At 72.3% G+C, this 15,646-nt stretch carries 11 protein-coding genes; 6 read left to right on the top strand and 5 right to left on the bottom strand.

The genetic code is table 11. From position 1 onward, the window contains the following. The first annotated feature begins 3 nt into the window (after positions 1-3). Positions 4-1,635, top strand: a complete 1,632-nt coding sequence (locus AB0367_RS16520; RefSeq protein WP_366227162.1) for a phospho-sugar mutase — start codon at positions 4-6, stop codon at positions 1,633-1,635. Positions 1,636-1,651: 16 nt separating this feature from the next. Here AB0367_RS16520 and upp read toward each other — a convergent pair whose 3' ends face one another. Then, complete coding sequence (gene upp, locus AB0367_RS16515; RefSeq protein WP_366227161.1) at positions 1,652-2,305, bottom strand: uracil phosphoribosyltransferase; 654 nt, start codon at positions 2,303-2,305, stop codon at positions 1,652-1,654. A gap of 25 nt (positions 2,306-2,330) precedes the next feature. Between upp and deoC the strand changes: the two genes are divergently transcribed. From deoC to AB0367_RS16490, 5 genes are all read left to right on the top strand, one after another. Beyond that, positions 2,331-3,266, top strand: a complete 936-nt coding sequence (gene deoC, locus AB0367_RS16510; RefSeq protein WP_366227160.1) for a deoxyribose-phosphate aldolase — start codon at positions 2,331-2,333, stop codon at positions 3,264-3,266. A gap of 20 nt (positions 3,267-3,286) precedes the next feature. Next, positions 3,287-4,717 carry an aldehyde dehydrogenase family protein gene (locus AB0367_RS16505; RefSeq protein ID WP_366227159.1) on the top strand — a complete coding sequence of 477 codons (1,431 nt, stop codon included), beginning with the start codon at positions 3,287-3,289 and terminating at the stop codon, positions 4,715-4,717. Further along, entirely contained in the window at positions 4,707-5,576 is an 870-nt protein-coding gene (locus tag AB0367_RS16500) for an aldehyde dehydrogenase family protein (protein WP_366227158.1), read from the top strand. Before AB0367_RS16505 ends, AB0367_RS16500 begins: the two co-directional genes overlap by 11 nt. A gap of 92 nt (positions 5,577-5,668) precedes the next feature. Beyond that, complete coding sequence (locus tag AB0367_RS16495) at positions 5,669-6,784, top strand: DNA primase (RefSeq protein WP_366227157.1); 1,116 nt, start codon at positions 5,669-5,671, stop codon at positions 6,782-6,784. A gap of 234 nt (positions 6,785-7,018) precedes the next feature. Continuing rightward, entirely contained in the window at positions 7,019-10,441 is a 3,423-nt protein-coding gene (locus AB0367_RS16490) for a hypothetical protein (RefSeq protein WP_366227156.1), read from the top strand. A gap of 301 nt (positions 10,442-10,742) precedes the next feature. Here the strand turns inward: AB0367_RS16490 and AB0367_RS16485 are convergent, their stop codons facing one another. From AB0367_RS16485 to AB0367_RS16470, 4 genes are all read right to left on the bottom strand, one after another. Continuing rightward, on the bottom strand, positions 10,743-11,345 hold the full coding sequence (locus tag AB0367_RS16485; protein ID WP_366227155.1) for an ATP/GTP-binding protein: 603 nt from the start codon (positions 11,343-11,345) through the stop codon (positions 10,743-10,745). Continuing rightward, positions 11,326-11,703 carry a DUF742 domain-containing protein gene (locus AB0367_RS16480; protein WP_366227154.1) on the bottom strand — a complete coding sequence of 126 codons (378 nt, stop codon included), beginning with the start codon at positions 11,701-11,703 and terminating at the stop codon, positions 11,326-11,328. The genes AB0367_RS16485 and AB0367_RS16480 overlap by 20 nt, the downstream gene beginning before the upstream one ends. 92 nt (positions 11,704-11,795) lie before the next feature. Next, positions 11,796-12,200, bottom strand: a complete 405-nt coding sequence (locus AB0367_RS16475) for a roadblock/LC7 domain-containing protein (protein ID WP_366227153.1) — start codon at positions 12,198-12,200, stop codon at positions 11,796-11,798. Then, a complete protein-coding gene (locus AB0367_RS16470) occupies positions 12,197-15,463 on the bottom strand; it encodes a nitrate- and nitrite sensing domain-containing protein (protein ID WP_366227152.1) in 3,267 nt (1,088 codons plus the stop codon). Before AB0367_RS16470 ends, AB0367_RS16475 begins: the two co-directional genes overlap by 4 nt. Between the last annotated feature and the right edge of the window lie 183 nt (positions 15,464-15,646).

Raw genomic sequence — 15,646 nt, 5'->3', positions numbered from 1 at the left:
CAGATGACCTCCACGGAGCGTGATCCGTCTCTGCGCGCGGCGGCCGAGGCCTGGCTCGCCGACGACCCCGATCCGGCGAGCCGGGACGAGCTGCGGGCCGTGCTGGACGATCCCTCCGAGCTGGCCGACCGCTTCGCCGGGCCGCTCCGGTTCGGCACCGCCGGCCTGCGCGGCCCGCTGCGCGCCGGGCCCAACGGCATGAACCTCGCCGTGGTCCGCGGCGCCGCGGCCGGCCTGGTGCGCTGGCTCGCCGCGCAGCAGACCGGGCCGGACGACCGGCCCCTGGTCATCGGCTACGACGCCCGGCACGGATCGCACGCGTTCGCGATGGAGACGGCCCGGGTCGCCACCGGCGCCGGGCGCCGCGCCCTGCTGATGCCGCGGCCCCTGCCGACGCCGGTGCTCGCCTTCGCGGTCCGCCGCCGGGGCGCGGCCGCCGGCGTGATGGTCACCGCCAGCCACAACCCGCCGCAGGACAACGGCTACAAGGTGTATCTGGCCGACGGCGCCCAGCTGGTCCCGCCGGCCGACGCCGGGATCGAGCGCGCGATCCGCGAGGTCGGCCCGCTCGCCGAAGTGCCGCTGGGGCCTCCCGGCGAGGTGCTGACCGAGGACATCGTGCGGGAGTACGTCGACGCCGCGCTCGGCGTCGTGGACCCCGAGGTGCCGCGCGAGCTGGCCGTGGCGTACACGCCCTTGCACGGCGTCGGCCGGGAGGTCTTCGCCGCGACGCTGGCCGCGGCGGGGTACCCGGCGCCGTTCGTCGTCGCCGAGCAGGCCGAGCCGGACCCGGACTTCCCCACCGTGGCGTTCCCCAACCCGGAGGAGCCGGGCGCGATGGACCTGCTGCTGGCGCTCGCCGCCCGCGAGCGCGCCGACATCGCGATCGCCAACGACCCCGACGCCGACCGTTGCGCCGTGGCCTTCGCGCGCGACGGGGGGTGGCAACAGCTGCGCGGCGACGAGGTCGGGGCGCTGCTCGCCGACCACCTCATGCGCCGCGGGGTGCGGGGCCGCTACGCGACCACGATCGTGTCCTCCAGCCTGCTCTCGCGCATGTGCGAGGACCAGGGCCTGCCGTATGGCGAGACGCTGACCGGCTTCAAGTGGATCGTGCGGGCCGGGGACGACCTCGTGTACGGCTACGAGGAGGCGCTTGGCTACTGCGTGGCCCCGGACCTGGTCCGCGACAAGGACGGCATCACCGCCGCGCTGCTGGTCTGCGAGCTCGCCGCCGGGCTCCGGGCCGAACTGCGCACGCTCGGCGACCGGCTCGACGAGCTGGCGCTGCGCTACGGCGTGCACGCCACCGACCAGCTCTCGATCCGGGTCGCGGACCTGGGCGAGATCGCGCAGATGATGGCCACGATCCGGGCCCGCCCGCCGGTCGACCTGCTCGACGAGCCGGTGATCTCGATCGAGGACCGGCTGCCCGACGCCGACGTGCTCATCCTGCGCGCCGGCACCACCCGGGTCGTGGTGCGCCCGTCGGGCACCGAGCCGAAGCTGAAGGCCTACCTCGAGGTCGTCGAGCCGGTCGCGGACCCCGCCGACCTCCCGGGCGCCCGCGAGCGCGCCGCCGCCGGGCTGGCCGCCCTGCGCACCGAGACGGCGACCGCGCTGGGCTTGAAGTAGCCGGCCGCGCCGCCCACTAAAGCGTCACGGAGTCGCCGCCGAAGCGGGGCATGCCGCCGAACTGGCGGTCGCCCGCGTCGCCGAGCCCTGGAACGATGAACATGTGCTCGTTGAGCCGCTCGTCGATCGCGGCGGTGACCAGGCGCATCGGCAGCCCGGAGGCGGCCAGCCGCTCGACGCCGGCCGGCGCGGCGAGCACGCACAGCACCGTGATGTCGCTCGCCCCGCGGTCCACGAGCAGCCGCACGCAGTGCTCCAGCGAGCCGCCGGTGGCGAGCATCGGGTCGAGCACCAGCACCGGGATGCCGGCCAGGTCGCGCGGCAGCGACTCCATGTAGGCGCGCGGCTCGAAGGTGCGCTCGTCGCGCGCGAGCCCCACGAAGCCCATGGACGACTCGGGCAACAGTGCCAGCGCCGAGTCGGCCATGCCCAGCCCGGCCCGCAGCACCGGCACGAGCAGCGGCGGGTTGGCCAGGCGAGTGCCCTCGGCGACCGCGACGGGCGTCTTGACCGGGAACCGCTCGGTGGCGAAGGACCGCGCCGCCTCGTACACCAGCATCGTCGTGAGCTCGTGCAACGCGGCGCGGAAGGCCGCGTTGTCGGTGCGTTCGTCGCGCATCGCGGTCAGTCGCGACTTGGCCAGCGGGTGATCCACCACGAGTACGTCCACGAGCGGACAGCCTAATATTTTCGACATGACCCTCACCGCCGAGGTCGCGCGCTCACAAGGCGCTCTGCGAACCTTCCTGCACGGCCTGCCGGGAGTCGACCAGGTCGGCGCCGAGCAACGCGCCGCGATGCTGGGCACCCGGTCCATCAAGACGACGGCCAAGGCCCAAGCCCTCGACCTGGCAATCCGCATGGTCGACCTGACCACGCTGGAGGGCTCGGACACCCCTGGCAAGGTGCGCGCCCTGTGCGCCAAGGCGGTCCGGCCGGACCCCGCCGACGCCACCTGCCCGAGCGCCGCCGCCATCTGCGTCTATCCGGCGATGATCCAGGTCGCCGCCGAGGCGTTGCGCGGCACCGGGGTGCACCTGGCCAGCGTCGCGACCGCGTTCCCGTCCGGCCAGGCGCCGCTGTCGGTCAAGCTCGCCGACACCCGGGCCGCGGTCGCCGACGGCGCGGACGAGATCGACATGGTGATCTCCCGCGGCGCGTTCCTGGCCGGCCGCTACGCCGAGGTCCACGACGAGATCGCCGCGGTGAAGGAGGCGTGCGGCGACGCACACCTCAAGGTCATCCTGGAGACCGGCGAGCTGGCGACGCTCGACAACGTGCGCCGTGCCTCCTGGCTGGCGATGCTGGCCGGCGCCGACTTCATCAAGACCTCGACCGGCAAGGTGCAGCCCGCGGCCACGCTGCCGGTGACGCTGGTGATGCTGGAGGCGGTCCGCGACTTCCGCGCCGAGACGGGCCGGATCATCGGCGTGAAGCCCGCCGGGGGCATCCGGACCGCCAAGGACGCCATCAAGTACCTCGTGCTGGTCAACGAGACCGCCGGGCCGGACTGGCTCGACCCGGACCTGTTCCGCTTCGGCGCGTCCACGCTGCTCAACGACCTGCTGATGCAGCGCACGAAGCTCGCGACCGGCCGCTACAGCGGCCCCGACTACTTCACCCTCGACTAGGTCACCAGGGACGCGGCACGATGGACTTTTCATACGCACCGGCGCCGGAATCGCGCTCGATCGTCGACATCCGCTCCTCATACGGGCTGTTCATCGGCGGGAAGTTCGTCGACGGCCGCGGGGAGCCCTTCAAGTCGATCAACCCGGCCAGCGAGGAGATCCTCGCCGACATCGCCTGCGCCGACGCCGCCGACGTCGACGCGGCGGTGCGCGCGGCCCGGCACGCCTACGACACCGTCTGGGGGCCGATGCCGGGGCGGGAGCGGGCGAAGTATCTCTTCCGCATCGCCCGGATCATCCAGGAGCGCTCTCGCGAGCTCGCGGTGCTCGAATCGCTGGACAACGGCAAGCCGATCCGCGAGTCACGGGACGTGGACCTGCCGCTGGTGGCCGCGCACTTCTTCTACTACGCGGGCTGGGCCGACAAGCTGCCGTACGCCGGCTTCGGGCCCGCCCCGCGCCCGCTGGGCGTCGCCGGCCAGGTCATCCCGTGGAACTTTCCGCTGATGATGCTCGCCTGGAAGATCGCCCCGGCGCTGGCCGCAGGCAACACGGTGGTGCTCAAGCCGGCCGAGACGACGCCGCTGACCGCGCTGCTGTTCGCCGAGATCTGCCGGCAGGCCGACCTGCCGCCGGGCGTCGTCAACATCATCACCGGCGCCGGGGAGACCGGGCGGCTGCTGGTGGAGCACCCGGGCGTCGACAAGGTCGCCTTCACCGGCTCGACCGAGGTCGGGCGGGCGATCGCCAAGGCGGTGAGCGGCACCGACAAGCGGCTCACCCTCGAACTGGGCGGCAAGGCCGCCAACATCGTCTTCGACGACGCCGCGCTGGACCAGGCGGTCGAGGGCGTGGTCAACGGCATCTTCTTCAACCAGGGCCACGTGTGCTGCGCGGGCTCGCGGCTGCTGCTGCAGGAGTCCGTCGCCGAGGAGTTCCTGGCCGCGCTCAAGCGGCGCATGGCGCACCTTCGGGTCGGCGACCCGCTGGACAAGAACACCGACGTCGGCGCGATCAACTCCGCCGCGCAGCTGGCGAGGATCCGCGAGCTGTCCCGGGTCGGCGAGGACGAGGGCGCCGAGCGCTGGTCGGCCCCGTGCGAGCTGCCGGAGCGCGGATTCTGGTTCGCTCCGACGATCTTCACCGGCGTGACCCAGGCGCACCGGATCGCCCGCGAGGAGATCTTCGGGCCGGTCCTGTCGGTGCTCACCTTCCGCACCCCGGACGAGGCGGTCGAGAAGGCGAACAACACGCCGTACGGGCTGTCGGCCGGGGTGTGGACCGAGAAGGGCTCGCGCATCCTCAGCATCGCGGACCGCCTGCGCGCCGGGGTCGTCTGGGCCAACACGTTCAACAAGTTCGACCCGGCCTCGCCGTTCGGCGGGTACAAGGAGTCGGGCTACGGCCGCGAGGGCGGCCGCCACGGGCTGGAGGCCTACCTTGAGCACTGAGGCGCGGCTCACCGTCCGCAAGACCTACAAGCTGTTCATCGGCGGCGCGTTCCCGCGCAGCGAGTCGGGGAGGTCCTACCAGGTGCACTCGGCCTCCGGCGACTTCCTCGCCAACGCCGCGCTCGGCTCACGCAAGGACGTCCGCGACGCCGTGAAAGCGGCCCGGGCGGCCGTGGCCAAGTGGTCGGGTGCCACCGCGTACAACCGTGGGCAGATCCTCTACCGGATCGCGGAGATGCTGGAGGGCCGGCGCGAGCAGTTCGTCGCCGAGGTGTCCGCCGCCGAGGGCGCGGCCCCGGAGACGGCCGCCGGGCTCGTCGACGCCGCCATCGACCGCTGGGTCTGGTATGCCGGATGGGCCGACAAGATCACCCAGGTGCACGGCGGGTCCAACTCCGTCGCCGGGCCGTACTTCAACCTCTCCACGCCCGAGCCGACCGGGGTGGTCGGGGTCGTCGCGCCGGCCGGCTCGTCGCTGCTGGGCCTGGTGAGCGTCGTCGCGCCGGCGATCGTGACCGGCAACACCGTCGTCGTGCTCGCCTCAACCGACCGACCGCTGCCCGCCGTGACGCTGGGCGAGGTGCTGGCGACCTCGGACCTGCCCGGCGGGGTGGTCAACCTGCTGACCGGGTCGGTCGCCGAGATGGCGCCCTGGCTCGCGGCGCACATGGACGTCAACGCCATCGACCTGACCGGTGTGACGGACCCCACACTGGCGAGAGATCTTGAGGCGGCGGCCGCGGAGAACCTCAAGCGGGTGATCCGCCCGAGCGATCCGGACTGGGCCGCCGACCCAGGTGTATCCCGGATGCTCTCGCTGCTGGAGATCAAGACGGTCTGGCACCCCAAGGGGGTCTGATCGTCGCTGACCGGGCACACTAGGGTGTTTTGTGCGCGAGGCCACACACGCCCTAGTGTGCCCGCACGCCGAGTCCGACTACGGAGGTCACAGTGGCCCGCCAATCTTCCGAGTCTTCCCGGTCCGCGTCGTCGCGGCCGACCAAGAAGGCCGAGCAGGTGGAAGAGGAGCTCGACGCCGTCGAGGACGTCGACGCCGAGGTTGATGACGACGCCGATCTCGAGGACGATGCCAACCTCGACGAGGAGGACGGCGGCAGCGAGCGCTCGGCCCAGGCCGACGCGCTGTGGAGCGACGTCAAGATCGAGCCGATCGAGTTGGCGCTGCCCAAGGGCGTCGGTTACACGCTTCGGGCGTACCGGCTGTCGACCGAGCTGACCCCGACGCAGGTCGAAGAGGAGGAGGACGACTTCGCGATCCTCCACCGGCGGCCGCAGGACGAGGAGGACGACCGGGTCGTGATCCTCGAGAACGCGGAGTTGTTCGAGGACGAGGAGCCGGAGCCCGTCGCCGCCTCGAAGAAGAAGCCGGCCAAGAAGCGCGCCGACGACGCGGCCGACGAGGACTCCGACAAGACGGACGAAGCCGCTGAACTGGACGAGTCGAAGAAGTCCGACACTTCGGAAAAAGCCGAGGAATCGGACAAGGAATCGGCAGAGGAAGCGGACGAGGAAGCGGACGAGGCCGAGGAAGAAGACGAAGAGGAGGAGGAAGCGGAGCCCGAGGAGGTTCCCGCGTTCCTCAGCCACCACGGCAAACTCCTGCTCTTCCGCAGCGTCGAGGGCTTGGTCGAGTTCGTGAAGTCCGACGCGGAGCACGACCTGACCCAGCTGGACACCTGGGAGAGCCTCAAGACCCGCATCACCGCGTCGTCGGTCGTGCCCACCGACGAGAACCACTACGAGCTCGACCTCGTGGTGGAGAACCTCCGCGGCGGCCAGGACGCCTGGGACACCGATCTGCTGCTCGCCGCCGGCGAGGTCGCGCGTGACCTTGCTTACGCCCTGCGCCTCGAGCCGGTCCGCACGGCGCTCGCCGCGGGCTCGCCGCTCGACGACCTCGACGAGGGCCTGCGAGCTGCGGCGGCCGGGGGTGTCGGGGGCTTCTTCGCCAAGCGCCGGCTCAAGAAAATCGGGGCACAACAGACAGCGCTGGGCTGGCGGACGATTATCGGCAAGATTTCTGCCGCCGTGGACTGGCGTGATTGATTTGTGACCGACAGGATCTAAGCCGTGGGCATTTTGGCACGGCAGGACCGACGCGATCCCTAGCCGGACGGGTGGTGGCGGTGGACGACGATCAGCCAGAGTGGCATTCAGCCGAAACGGCTGATCGCGTCACCGGCCGTCAACCTGTTCACTAGAGGTCGTTCAGTTTGACCTGCGGCAACACGGCGGCGGGGCGCCGGGACAGTCCCCGCCGACGTGACGAAAGCTCAACTGATGTCCCGAGAGGAGGACGACGCGGTGGCGCTCGTTCGGGTGTACTGCGGTCTGGCGTCGGCTGACCTCGCCGAGCCGCAGTCGGGTTCCGACATCTGGTTGACCGTCGCGGTCGTCGACGACGCCGGCCGACTCATCGACATCTGCGAGGTGAGCGACGACGCCGGCGGCTACGCCGAGCTGAGCGCTCTGCTGGCGCAGCGCTCCGGCGGCACCTCCGCCGTGGCGGTCGCGGCCGAGAGCGACGACCACGTCGTCACGCAGCTGCTCACCGCGGCGGGCCGCAACCTCGCCTTCACCGACGACGACTCGGCCGACGACTACGCCGAGCGCTTCGCCGACGACGAGTCGCCGGAGGAGATCCAGTCCAACGCCGCCGAGCGCCGCGCGGTCGGGCTCGCCCGGGCGCTGCAGGCCGGCGTGCTCTCCGCGGTCGGCCAGAGCCCGCCCCGCGACATGCTGCCACTCAAGCCGGTGCTCGCCGCGCACGCCGCGGTCGTCGCCGGCCGGCAGAGCGCCGCGGCCACGCTGCGCGAGGTGCTCCGCGAGCTCTACCCTGCGGCGCTGCGGGCCTACCCGGACCCGGCCGAGGCGATCCCGCTGGCCATCCTCGACGCGCTGCCGGAGCCGGGCATCCTCGGCGGCGGCGCCAACGGCCGCAAGGGTGACGCCGCCGTCGTCGACGAGCTGGCCAAGGCCGGCGTCGCCGACGCCGACACGCTGGGCGAGGCGATCACCGCGCTGCGCGTCGCGATCGCCGAGACCCCGCGCCGCACCGGCGTCAACCGGGCCGTGAACAACGCCGTCGCCGAGACGATCCGGCAGTCGGTCGCCGCGGTGCGCGCGGGCGACGCGGCTGCCGCCGCCCTGGTCGCGGTGCTGGCGGACAAGATGAGCCCGGCCGCGCAGCGGACCGCGCCGCCTCGCCGCTCGGCCTCGCCGCTCGCCCCGACCGGGATGAGTCCGGGGTCGCCACTCTCCCCGGCCACCCCGCTGCGCCCCGCCGGCACCCAGGACAGCACGCCGACCCGCTCGCGGGCCGCCGCGAGCGCGTCCAACGCCCGGCCGCCCGCCGCCTCCACCGACGCCGCGCCGACCCGCTCGCGGGCGGCGGCCCGCGCCGCCGAGGCCGCTCGCGCCGAGGAGTCGGCCGTCACCCGCGCCGTCGGCGGTCGCCGCCGCGCCCAGGACACCTCGGGCACGCCGAGCCAGGCCCAGCCGTCGGTGGCCTCCGCGCCGCCGGCCCAGACGGGGATGCCGTCCTCGGTCGGCTCCGTCTCATCGGTCGTCTCCGGGCCGCCGGCCGTGGTCTCCACGCCGCCGGTCATCTCGACCCCGCCCGGCTACACGCCCGCCGCCGCGAGCGGCCAGGTCACCTCGGCCCCGCCCGCCTACGGTGGTGTCCCGTCCGCGCCGCCCGCCTACGGGCAGGTCGCATCGGCGCCTCCGGCGTACGGGGTCCCCTCCGCGCCGCCGGTGACGTCGACCCCGCCCGGGTACACGCCGCCCACGCACGGCTCCCAGGCCACGCCGCCGCCGTACCAGCCGGCCGCCTACCAGCCGCCGACGCCGATGTACGCGCCCGCGCCACCGGTCCCGCCGACCTACCAACCGCCGGTGCCGGCGTCGATGCAGTCGATCCCGATGCCGCTGCAGCCGGCCCCGCCGCAGCCCGTGCCCGTCGCGCCGCTGCCCGTGGCGCCCGCGCCGGTCGCGCCGCCGCCCGTCGCCCCGACGCCGGTGATCCCGCCGCAGCCGACGGCGGGCGAACCGCAGTTCACATCGTTGATGCCACCGCCGCCCCCGGGCATCGCCCCGCTGCTGAGCGGGTCGGAGTCCACCGAGCCGGCGCGCTTCGACTCGTTCGGCCAGGACCCGCTGTCCGGCCCGTCCTCGGCGCCGCCGGCCGCGTCCGTGTCCTCCGCGCCCACCTCGGGCGGCGGGCGCACGGGCACCCAGGACAGCAGCGCGATGCGGCTCAGTGACCTCAGCGCGCTCGGGGAGCCGCCGACGCTGGACACGACCAGCCCAGCGGCCGGTTCGCGCGCCGGCTGGACGCTCGGCGGGGCGCAGACGCCGTCCCCGGAGTCCCCGTCGTTTGCGTTCGGGGCCGACCCGCTCACCTCCCCCTCAGAGCTGAGCAGCCTGCCGAAGCTGAGCGACATCCCGCAGCCGCCGGACTTCAGCGCGCTCGGCACCTCCGCGCCGCTGGAGACCACCGCGTCGCTTTCCCCGACCGCCACCGGTGGGTCGCGCTCGACGCTGGAGACCGGCGGTTCGCTGGGCTCGTTCGGCTCCGGGGAGTTCCCGGCGCTGGGCGGCCGCGGCGAGCTGAGCGAGCTCTCCCGGCCCGAGCTCTCCCGCTCCGACCCGTCGGCCGCGTCCGGCGCCCCGTCGGCCACGTCCGGTCTCTCCCGCTCCGAGCGCAACCGCGCCGAGCGCGAACGGGCGGAGCGGGCCGAGCAGCCGACCCGGTCGGAGTCCCGGCGTGCCGATCTCAGCCGGACCGAGGCCGAGGCCGAAGATCGCGGTGAGCCGGCGCGCAGCGAGCGGTCCCGCACCGAGGCCCCGCGGCCGGAGCGCTCGCGCACCGAGATCCCCCGCTCCGAGCGGTCCCGGACCGAGATCCCGCCCAGCGAGCGATCCGGCTCCGCCGAGCGGCATGTCGAACTGCCGCGCCAGCGCGAGGGCCGGGTGCCCCCGCCATGGCAGACCGGCGAGTTCCCGATCGAGCCCGCGGGTCTGCGGCTGGTCGAGCCGGCCCCGGTGCCGGACCCGGCGCTCAAGGGCGGCTACTCGGACGAGCTCAGCGGGGAGTACAGCGGCGAGTTCCGCTTCGAGCCCCCGGCCCTCCGCCTGGTCGACTCGGACCGCCCGGCCGAGCGCGCGACGGCCCGCAGCAGCGGCAGCGCCGCCGGTCGCAGCCGCCGGGCCGCCGCCGAGCGCGAGGCCGCCAAGCAGACCGACGAGGGCGACGGCGACCTGCTGATCTTCGCGGCCGCGCGGTCCGCCTGGTTCACCGACTGGGACGCCGACTCCACCGGCGAGACCGAACGCCCGTCCGTGAGCTGGGAAAATTCGAACGACACGGCCTGGCAGGCGGCCCAGCGCGCGAGCGCACCGCAGATCGGCGACGAGACCGGCTCCGGCCTGCCGCGCCGCGTGCCGCAGCAGAACCTGGTGCCCGGTGCCCCGGTCGACGACAGCCCGGAGCGCCCGCTGCGGATCGTCCGCGACGCCGCGCAGATCGCGGCGCACACGACCGGCTACTTCCGCGGCTGGCGCCGCGGCCAGGAGGTCGGCGGCTTCTCGGTCGGCGGCCGCCCGGGCCGCGAGTCCGCCGGCGGCTGGGACTTCAGCCGCGACGCGGCGAGCCGGGAGTACCAGGAGCGCGAGTACGAATACCGCTCCGCCCGCCGTTAGCAACGCCTGAAAAGGGCCGCCCCCGGGGTTTCCCGGGGAGCGGCCCTTTCCACGCCCCGGACCTTGACTGAAGCACCGCGGCCAGCCGCCTGAGAAGCACGCTGCGGCATTGCCCGCGGCCGCGGACAACCCAGAGACCCCGACTGACGGCAGCGCGGCACAGGGCTGGTCGCTTCCCGACGGGGGTCGGGCAGGCACGCAGCGTAATGGCCGCACAACGCGAACGCGCACCGGGCGACCCTTGCGGGCTACTCGGTGCGCGGTGCGGCTGAGAGGGGTGTCTTGCGTTGGGGAGCGCGGGTTACGCCGGCGCGGTGGCGCGGGACCGCCGCATCGACAGCACGTACTCCACCAGAGAGATGAGCACGTTCTTGGTCGACTCGCGGGTGCGCGCGTCGCACGACACGACGGGCACGTCGCTGGAGATCGCAAGCGCCTCGCGCACGTCGTCGGCGTTGTGGTACTGCACGCCGTCGAAGCAGTTGATGGCCACCAGGTACGGCAGTCGCCGGTGCTCGAAGAAGTCGATGGCGGCGAAGCAGTCCGCGAGGCGCCGCGTGTCCACCATCACGACCGCCCCGATGGCGCCGCGCACCAGCTCGTCCCACATGAACCAGAAACGGGTCTGGCCCGGGGTGCCGAACAGGTACAGGATCAGGTCCCGGTCGATCGAGATACGACCGAAGTCCATCGCGACCGTGGTCGTCGTCTTGCCGGGCACATTGCGGGTGTCATCCACACCGACACCGGCGGAGGTCATGATGGCCTCGGTGGTCAGCGGCGTGATCTCCGATACCGAGCCGACCAGTGTGGTCTTGCCTACGCCGAAACCTCCGGCGATGACGATCTTCGCTGACGTGACCCGCCCTGGGCGGTGCGCCACGTCAGAGCCTCCGAAGTCCACTCAGCACCCTCTCAAGCAGTTCTGTGCCCACCGACTCGTTTTCGTCGAGCGAGGTCGGCTCGTACACCGCGACCAGTCCGTCGGCAGCCATGTCCGCCACGATGACGCGGGCGACACCCAGCGGGAGCTGCATGCGCGCCGCGATCTCGGCGAGGGACTGCAGGCGACCGTCGCAAAGCGTGGAAATGTATTGCTGCTCCTGACCGTGCGCACTGCCCGGCCGGCTATTGGCCGCCCGGCCACGCACGGTGGTCTCGACCAGCGCCTCGATCGCAATGTCCAGCTTGGGCCGGGTGCGACCTCGGGTGACGGCGTACGGCCTTACCAACGCGCCCGTTGGCTCATCGCGTTCGGCCATGTTCGCCGTTCACCTCCTCACTCGTCGGGCCTCGTAAGCAGCCAATAAGTTTATTACAGCTAAGGGATATCGCTCTGTCACCTAGTTCAGCTTCAGCCAAGCATCGACGCGGCAGGCCGTGGCGACGGCGTAAGCGCGTCACCGACCCGGTCCACGAGCAACGCCATTTCGTAGCCGACCTGACCGACGTCGCAGGCCCGAGCCGCGAGGACCGCGAACGACGAACCGTCGGAGATCGACATGAGGAACAGGAAGCCGTTGTCCATTTCGACCACAGTCTGCAGCACGGCCCCGCCCTCGAAGCAGCGGGACGCGCCCTGGGTCAGGCTCACGAGACCGGAGGCGATCGCGGCGAGCTGGTCACCGCGGTCGCGGGGCAGGTCACGAGAAGCAGCCAACAGCAGACCGTCCGCCGAGACGGCGACCGCATGGGCGACCCCCGGCACTCGGTCCGCGAAGTTGGCGAGCAGCCAACCGAGATCCTGCGTAGATGTCATGCCTCTTGCTCCTTGCCAACCTGCGAGTTTTGAGGCCCGGCCGAAGTCGGCTCCGGGGTTTTCGAGTCGTCGGACCGCGTGCGGCCGCGCTGAACGCCTCGGTGATACGCCGACAGCAGACCGCGCACGGACTCCGGCGTCCGCTTGTGCGCAACGGCGGGGTTCTTTTCAACCCCGCCTGGAACCAACTGCGACATCGGGACGCGCTTAGGCAAACCAATGTCGGTCTTCGTGAATTCCTGCGCCTGGGCGAGTGCTGCTGCCGCTTGCCATCCTTCGTCTGCCGCAGAGTGCCAGTTTACTGCCGAACCACTCGTCGCCCGGTCGGCCGAACCTCGCGAAGCTTCACCCGGACTACGGGTTTCGAATCGCTGCGGCGGCACGTATTGGGACGGTGCGTCGCTGTACGTGACCTCGACCGGGCGAGGGCCCGGCGAGGGCTGCTGAACAGGAGAGGGAGCCGCTGGCGTCGGGTCCTCCAGGGGCGGCAGGCTGGTCGTGAACCAGGCCGACTCGAGCTCCCGGAAGATCGGCAGTTCCATCGTCTCGTCGACGAACCGCTGCCGAGAGTCGTGAGCATCACTCTCGTTCGGCGCCGGGTCCCAGTCGAGCCGGACCTGCGGGATCTCTGCCGTCAGGTCGACCGGCGCGAGGGGCTCGGGTTGCGGGACGGCCTCCGGCGGCGGCCAGGCGGCCGGCGGCTGGGCGGGCGCGGGCGGCGTCGAAAGGCCGGCCGGGCCGGCGAGCGCCTCGTCGTGGGAGCCGGGACGCTGCCGCGAGATCGGGCCGCCGGCCTCCTCACCGTCGATGTCGCCGTCGGTCGGCCAGTTCTCATTCGCGCGGCGCTGCGGGAGCGGGCTGAGGTCGCTCGGCGGCTCCGGGCGGGACACCTGCGGGTCGTCGCCCACGCCGGTGAGGTCGGACCAGGCCGGGAGGTTACGACCGCCGCCGGAGGCGCCGTTGCGGTCGTGCCCCGCACCGCTGCCGGCGCCGAAGCCGTTGCTCGATCCGCCGTAGCCGCCCTGGCTACCGAAGCCATTGAAGCCACCGGTCGGTGGAAGGCTCGGACGGGACGGGGGTGCGGGCGGGGCCGGCCGCGGCGTGGCGCCGTTGGCGAAGCCGTTGACCGTCGGCCGCTCGCCGGTGCTGCCGCCGGGACCGAACAGGCCGCTGTTGGTGAGCGTGCCGAAGCGTGGGCCCGGGCCCTGCGAGGAACTCAGGTCGCTGTCGAGACCATCGGCCGTCGGCCCGCTCTCCAGGGCAAGCGGGGAGTGCGGCGCGGGGCCTGACTGGATCGACCGTGCCTGGACGACGTCGTCGGGGCCTGCGGCGGGCATGCCGGCGGTGGGCATCCCGGCAGCCGGCCGCCCGGACAGCGCCCGCGGCACGAGTACACCCGCCGGAACCGTCACGTCGGCGATGGTGCCGCGCTCACGCGCAGCCCGCAGCTCGACCTTGACACCATGCCGGGCCGCCAGCCGGGCGACCACGACCAGGCCCATCATCCGGGAGACGGCCACGTCGACCATCGGCGGATTGGCGAGCCGGTCGTTGAGCTCGGCGAGCTGCTCGGGTGAGACGCCGATGCCGTGGTCCTCGACGAGCAGCACCGAACGGTCGCCGACGCGGCGGGCCTCGACGATGACCGCCGAGTCCGGCGGCGAGAACGCCGTCGCGTTGTCGAGCAGCTCGGCGATCAGGTGAACCATGTCGTTGACCGCGTGCGCCGAGATCTCGATGTCCCGGTCGATCATGCCGAACTCGATGCGCGTGTAGTGCTCGACCTCGGACTGCGCCGCGCGGAGCACATCCATCAGCGGGGCCGGCTCACGCTGGATGCGTGTGGAGTCGGCGCCCGCGAGAACCAGGAGGTTTTCGTCGTTGCGGCGCATCCGGGTGGCCAGGTGGTCGAGCTGGAAGAGCTCGGCCAGCCGGTCCGGGTCCTCCTCGCCGCGCTCCAGCCGGTCGAGGTGACCGATGAGCCGGTCGACCAGGATCTGGGAGCGGCGGGCGAGGTTGACGAACATCGTCGCGACGCTGGCCCGCAGGGCGGCCTGCTCGGCCGCGGTGCGCACCGCTTCCAGGTGAACGGCGTTGAACGCCTCGGCCACCTGACCGAACTCGTCGCGGCTGCGGATGGGCAGCGGCTCAGCGATCTGCAGGGCGAGCTGCTGCGGCGACATCTGCGCGGTCAGCGCCGGGTCGCGCAGGCGCTGCACCGCATGGGGCAGACCGAACTGCGCCACCGTGAGCGCGCCGTGGCGCAGCTCGCGCAGCGCGCGGGCCATCGACCGGGCCACGACCCAGGCGAAGAAGATCGCGAGCAGCAGAATGCCGAGCAGGATGGCGGCGGTGAGGAGCACCTGGCGTTGCAGGTCGTTGTGGTGCGTGGTGGCGGCCTCGACGTTGTGCTCGTCGAACTCGGCCTCGATGCCGCGCAGCAGGTTCGCCCGGTTGATCATGGCGTTGTCCCACTGCGACGTGCTGAAGATGCCCTCGGGCAGCCGCTCGCTGGTGAGCGGCGTCAGCACGCCCTCGAACTTCTTGGCCTCACGCAGGTCGGAGCCGGAGATCTTCTTGTCGAACAGGTCACGGTGCCACGGCCGGGAGCTGACGCGGAACTGCTCCTCGGCCCGGTCGTAGCCGGCGAGCGACGAATCGAACTCCTTGCGCAGCTGCGGCGTGAACCTCGTGCTGGTGAGCGCCCGGAGCACAACCACCCGTTCGAGGGACACCTGCTCTTTCATCTCCGAGATCGCGGCGGCGGCGCGCATGTCGGCGGCGAGCGACGGGTTGTTCGACAGACCGGCCGAGGCGTCGCGAATACCGAGCAGATCGTCGATCAGCGTGCGGTAGCGGCTCAACACGGTGCTGGCCAGGATGTCCTTGGCGCCGTCGGCGATCTGCTTGCGCATCCCGGACAAATCGAGCAACTGCGCGTCGATCGCGGCGAGCCGCCTGCGGAAGTCCTCCGGCTGCTCGGCCAGGCCGGACCGGGTGAGCTGGTAGTTACGGCTCGCGTCGTCGCTCTTCTGAATCTGCCGCTCGAAGGCGGAGCGGGCCTCGACGTCGGCCGAGCCACCCATGACGCCCAGCAGCACGGCCGCGTTGGCCCGCTCATTCTGCAGCTCGTGAACCAGGGCCGAGGCCTGGGCGGACACACCGGAAAGGGTGCGCGCATTGTCGGCTGCACTCGCCTCACCGATGTTGCCGACGAGACCGCCCGTGCCGACCGCGATCGTCGCGATGATAGGAACGATCATGATCAGGCCGAGTTTCGACCAGATCGGCAGGTCCCGGAGCCGGCCGATCGGGAAACGCAGACGCGTCGAGTCCGGCTCCCGTGTCGATGGCCGTTTGCTCACTTCACCGCCCTCCGAACCGGCGCCTTATGGAACAGCAGGCACCCGCGACCGGCCGACCCTACTGGGCCGGACCTCCGAGAT

It is taken from the genome of Dactylosporangium sp. NPDC051484 (assembly GCF_040689395.1).
Taxonomy (GTDB): domain Bacteria; phylum Actinomycetota; class Actinomycetes; order Mycobacteriales; family Micromonosporaceae; genus Dactylosporangium.
The sequence above is the reverse complement of the archived record's forward strand: the minus strand, read 5'-3'. Positions and strand labels throughout refer to the sequence as shown.

Excerpts from the sequence above, each read along its gene's own strand:
- AB0367_RS16520 (WP_366227162.1), top strand. The coding sequence starts at position 4 with ATGACCTCCACGGAGCGTGATCCGTCTCTGCGCGCGGCGGCCGAGGCC.
- deoC (WP_366227160.1), top strand. The coding sequence starts at position 2,331 with ATGACCCTCACCGCCGAGGTCGCGCGCTCACAAGGCGCTCTGCGAACC.
- AB0367_RS16505 (WP_366227159.1), top strand. The coding sequence starts at position 3,287 with ATGGACTTTTCATACGCACCGGCGCCGGAATCGCGCTCGATCGTCGAC.
- AB0367_RS16490 (WP_366227156.1), top strand. The coding sequence starts at position 7,019 with ATGTCCCGAGAGGAGGACGACGCGGTGGCGCTCGTTCGGGTGTACTGC.
- AB0367_RS16480 (WP_366227154.1), bottom strand. The coding sequence starts at position 11,703 with ATGGCCGAACGCGATGAGCCAACGGGCGCGTTGGTAAGGCCGTACGCC.
- AB0367_RS16475 (WP_366227153.1), bottom strand. The coding sequence starts at position 12,200 with ATGACATCTACGCAGGATCTCGGTTGGCTGCTCGCCAACTTCGCGGAC.
- AB0367_RS16470 (WP_366227152.1), bottom strand. The coding sequence starts at position 15,463 with ATGATCGTTCCTATCATCGCGACGATCGCGGTCGGCACGGGCGGTCTC.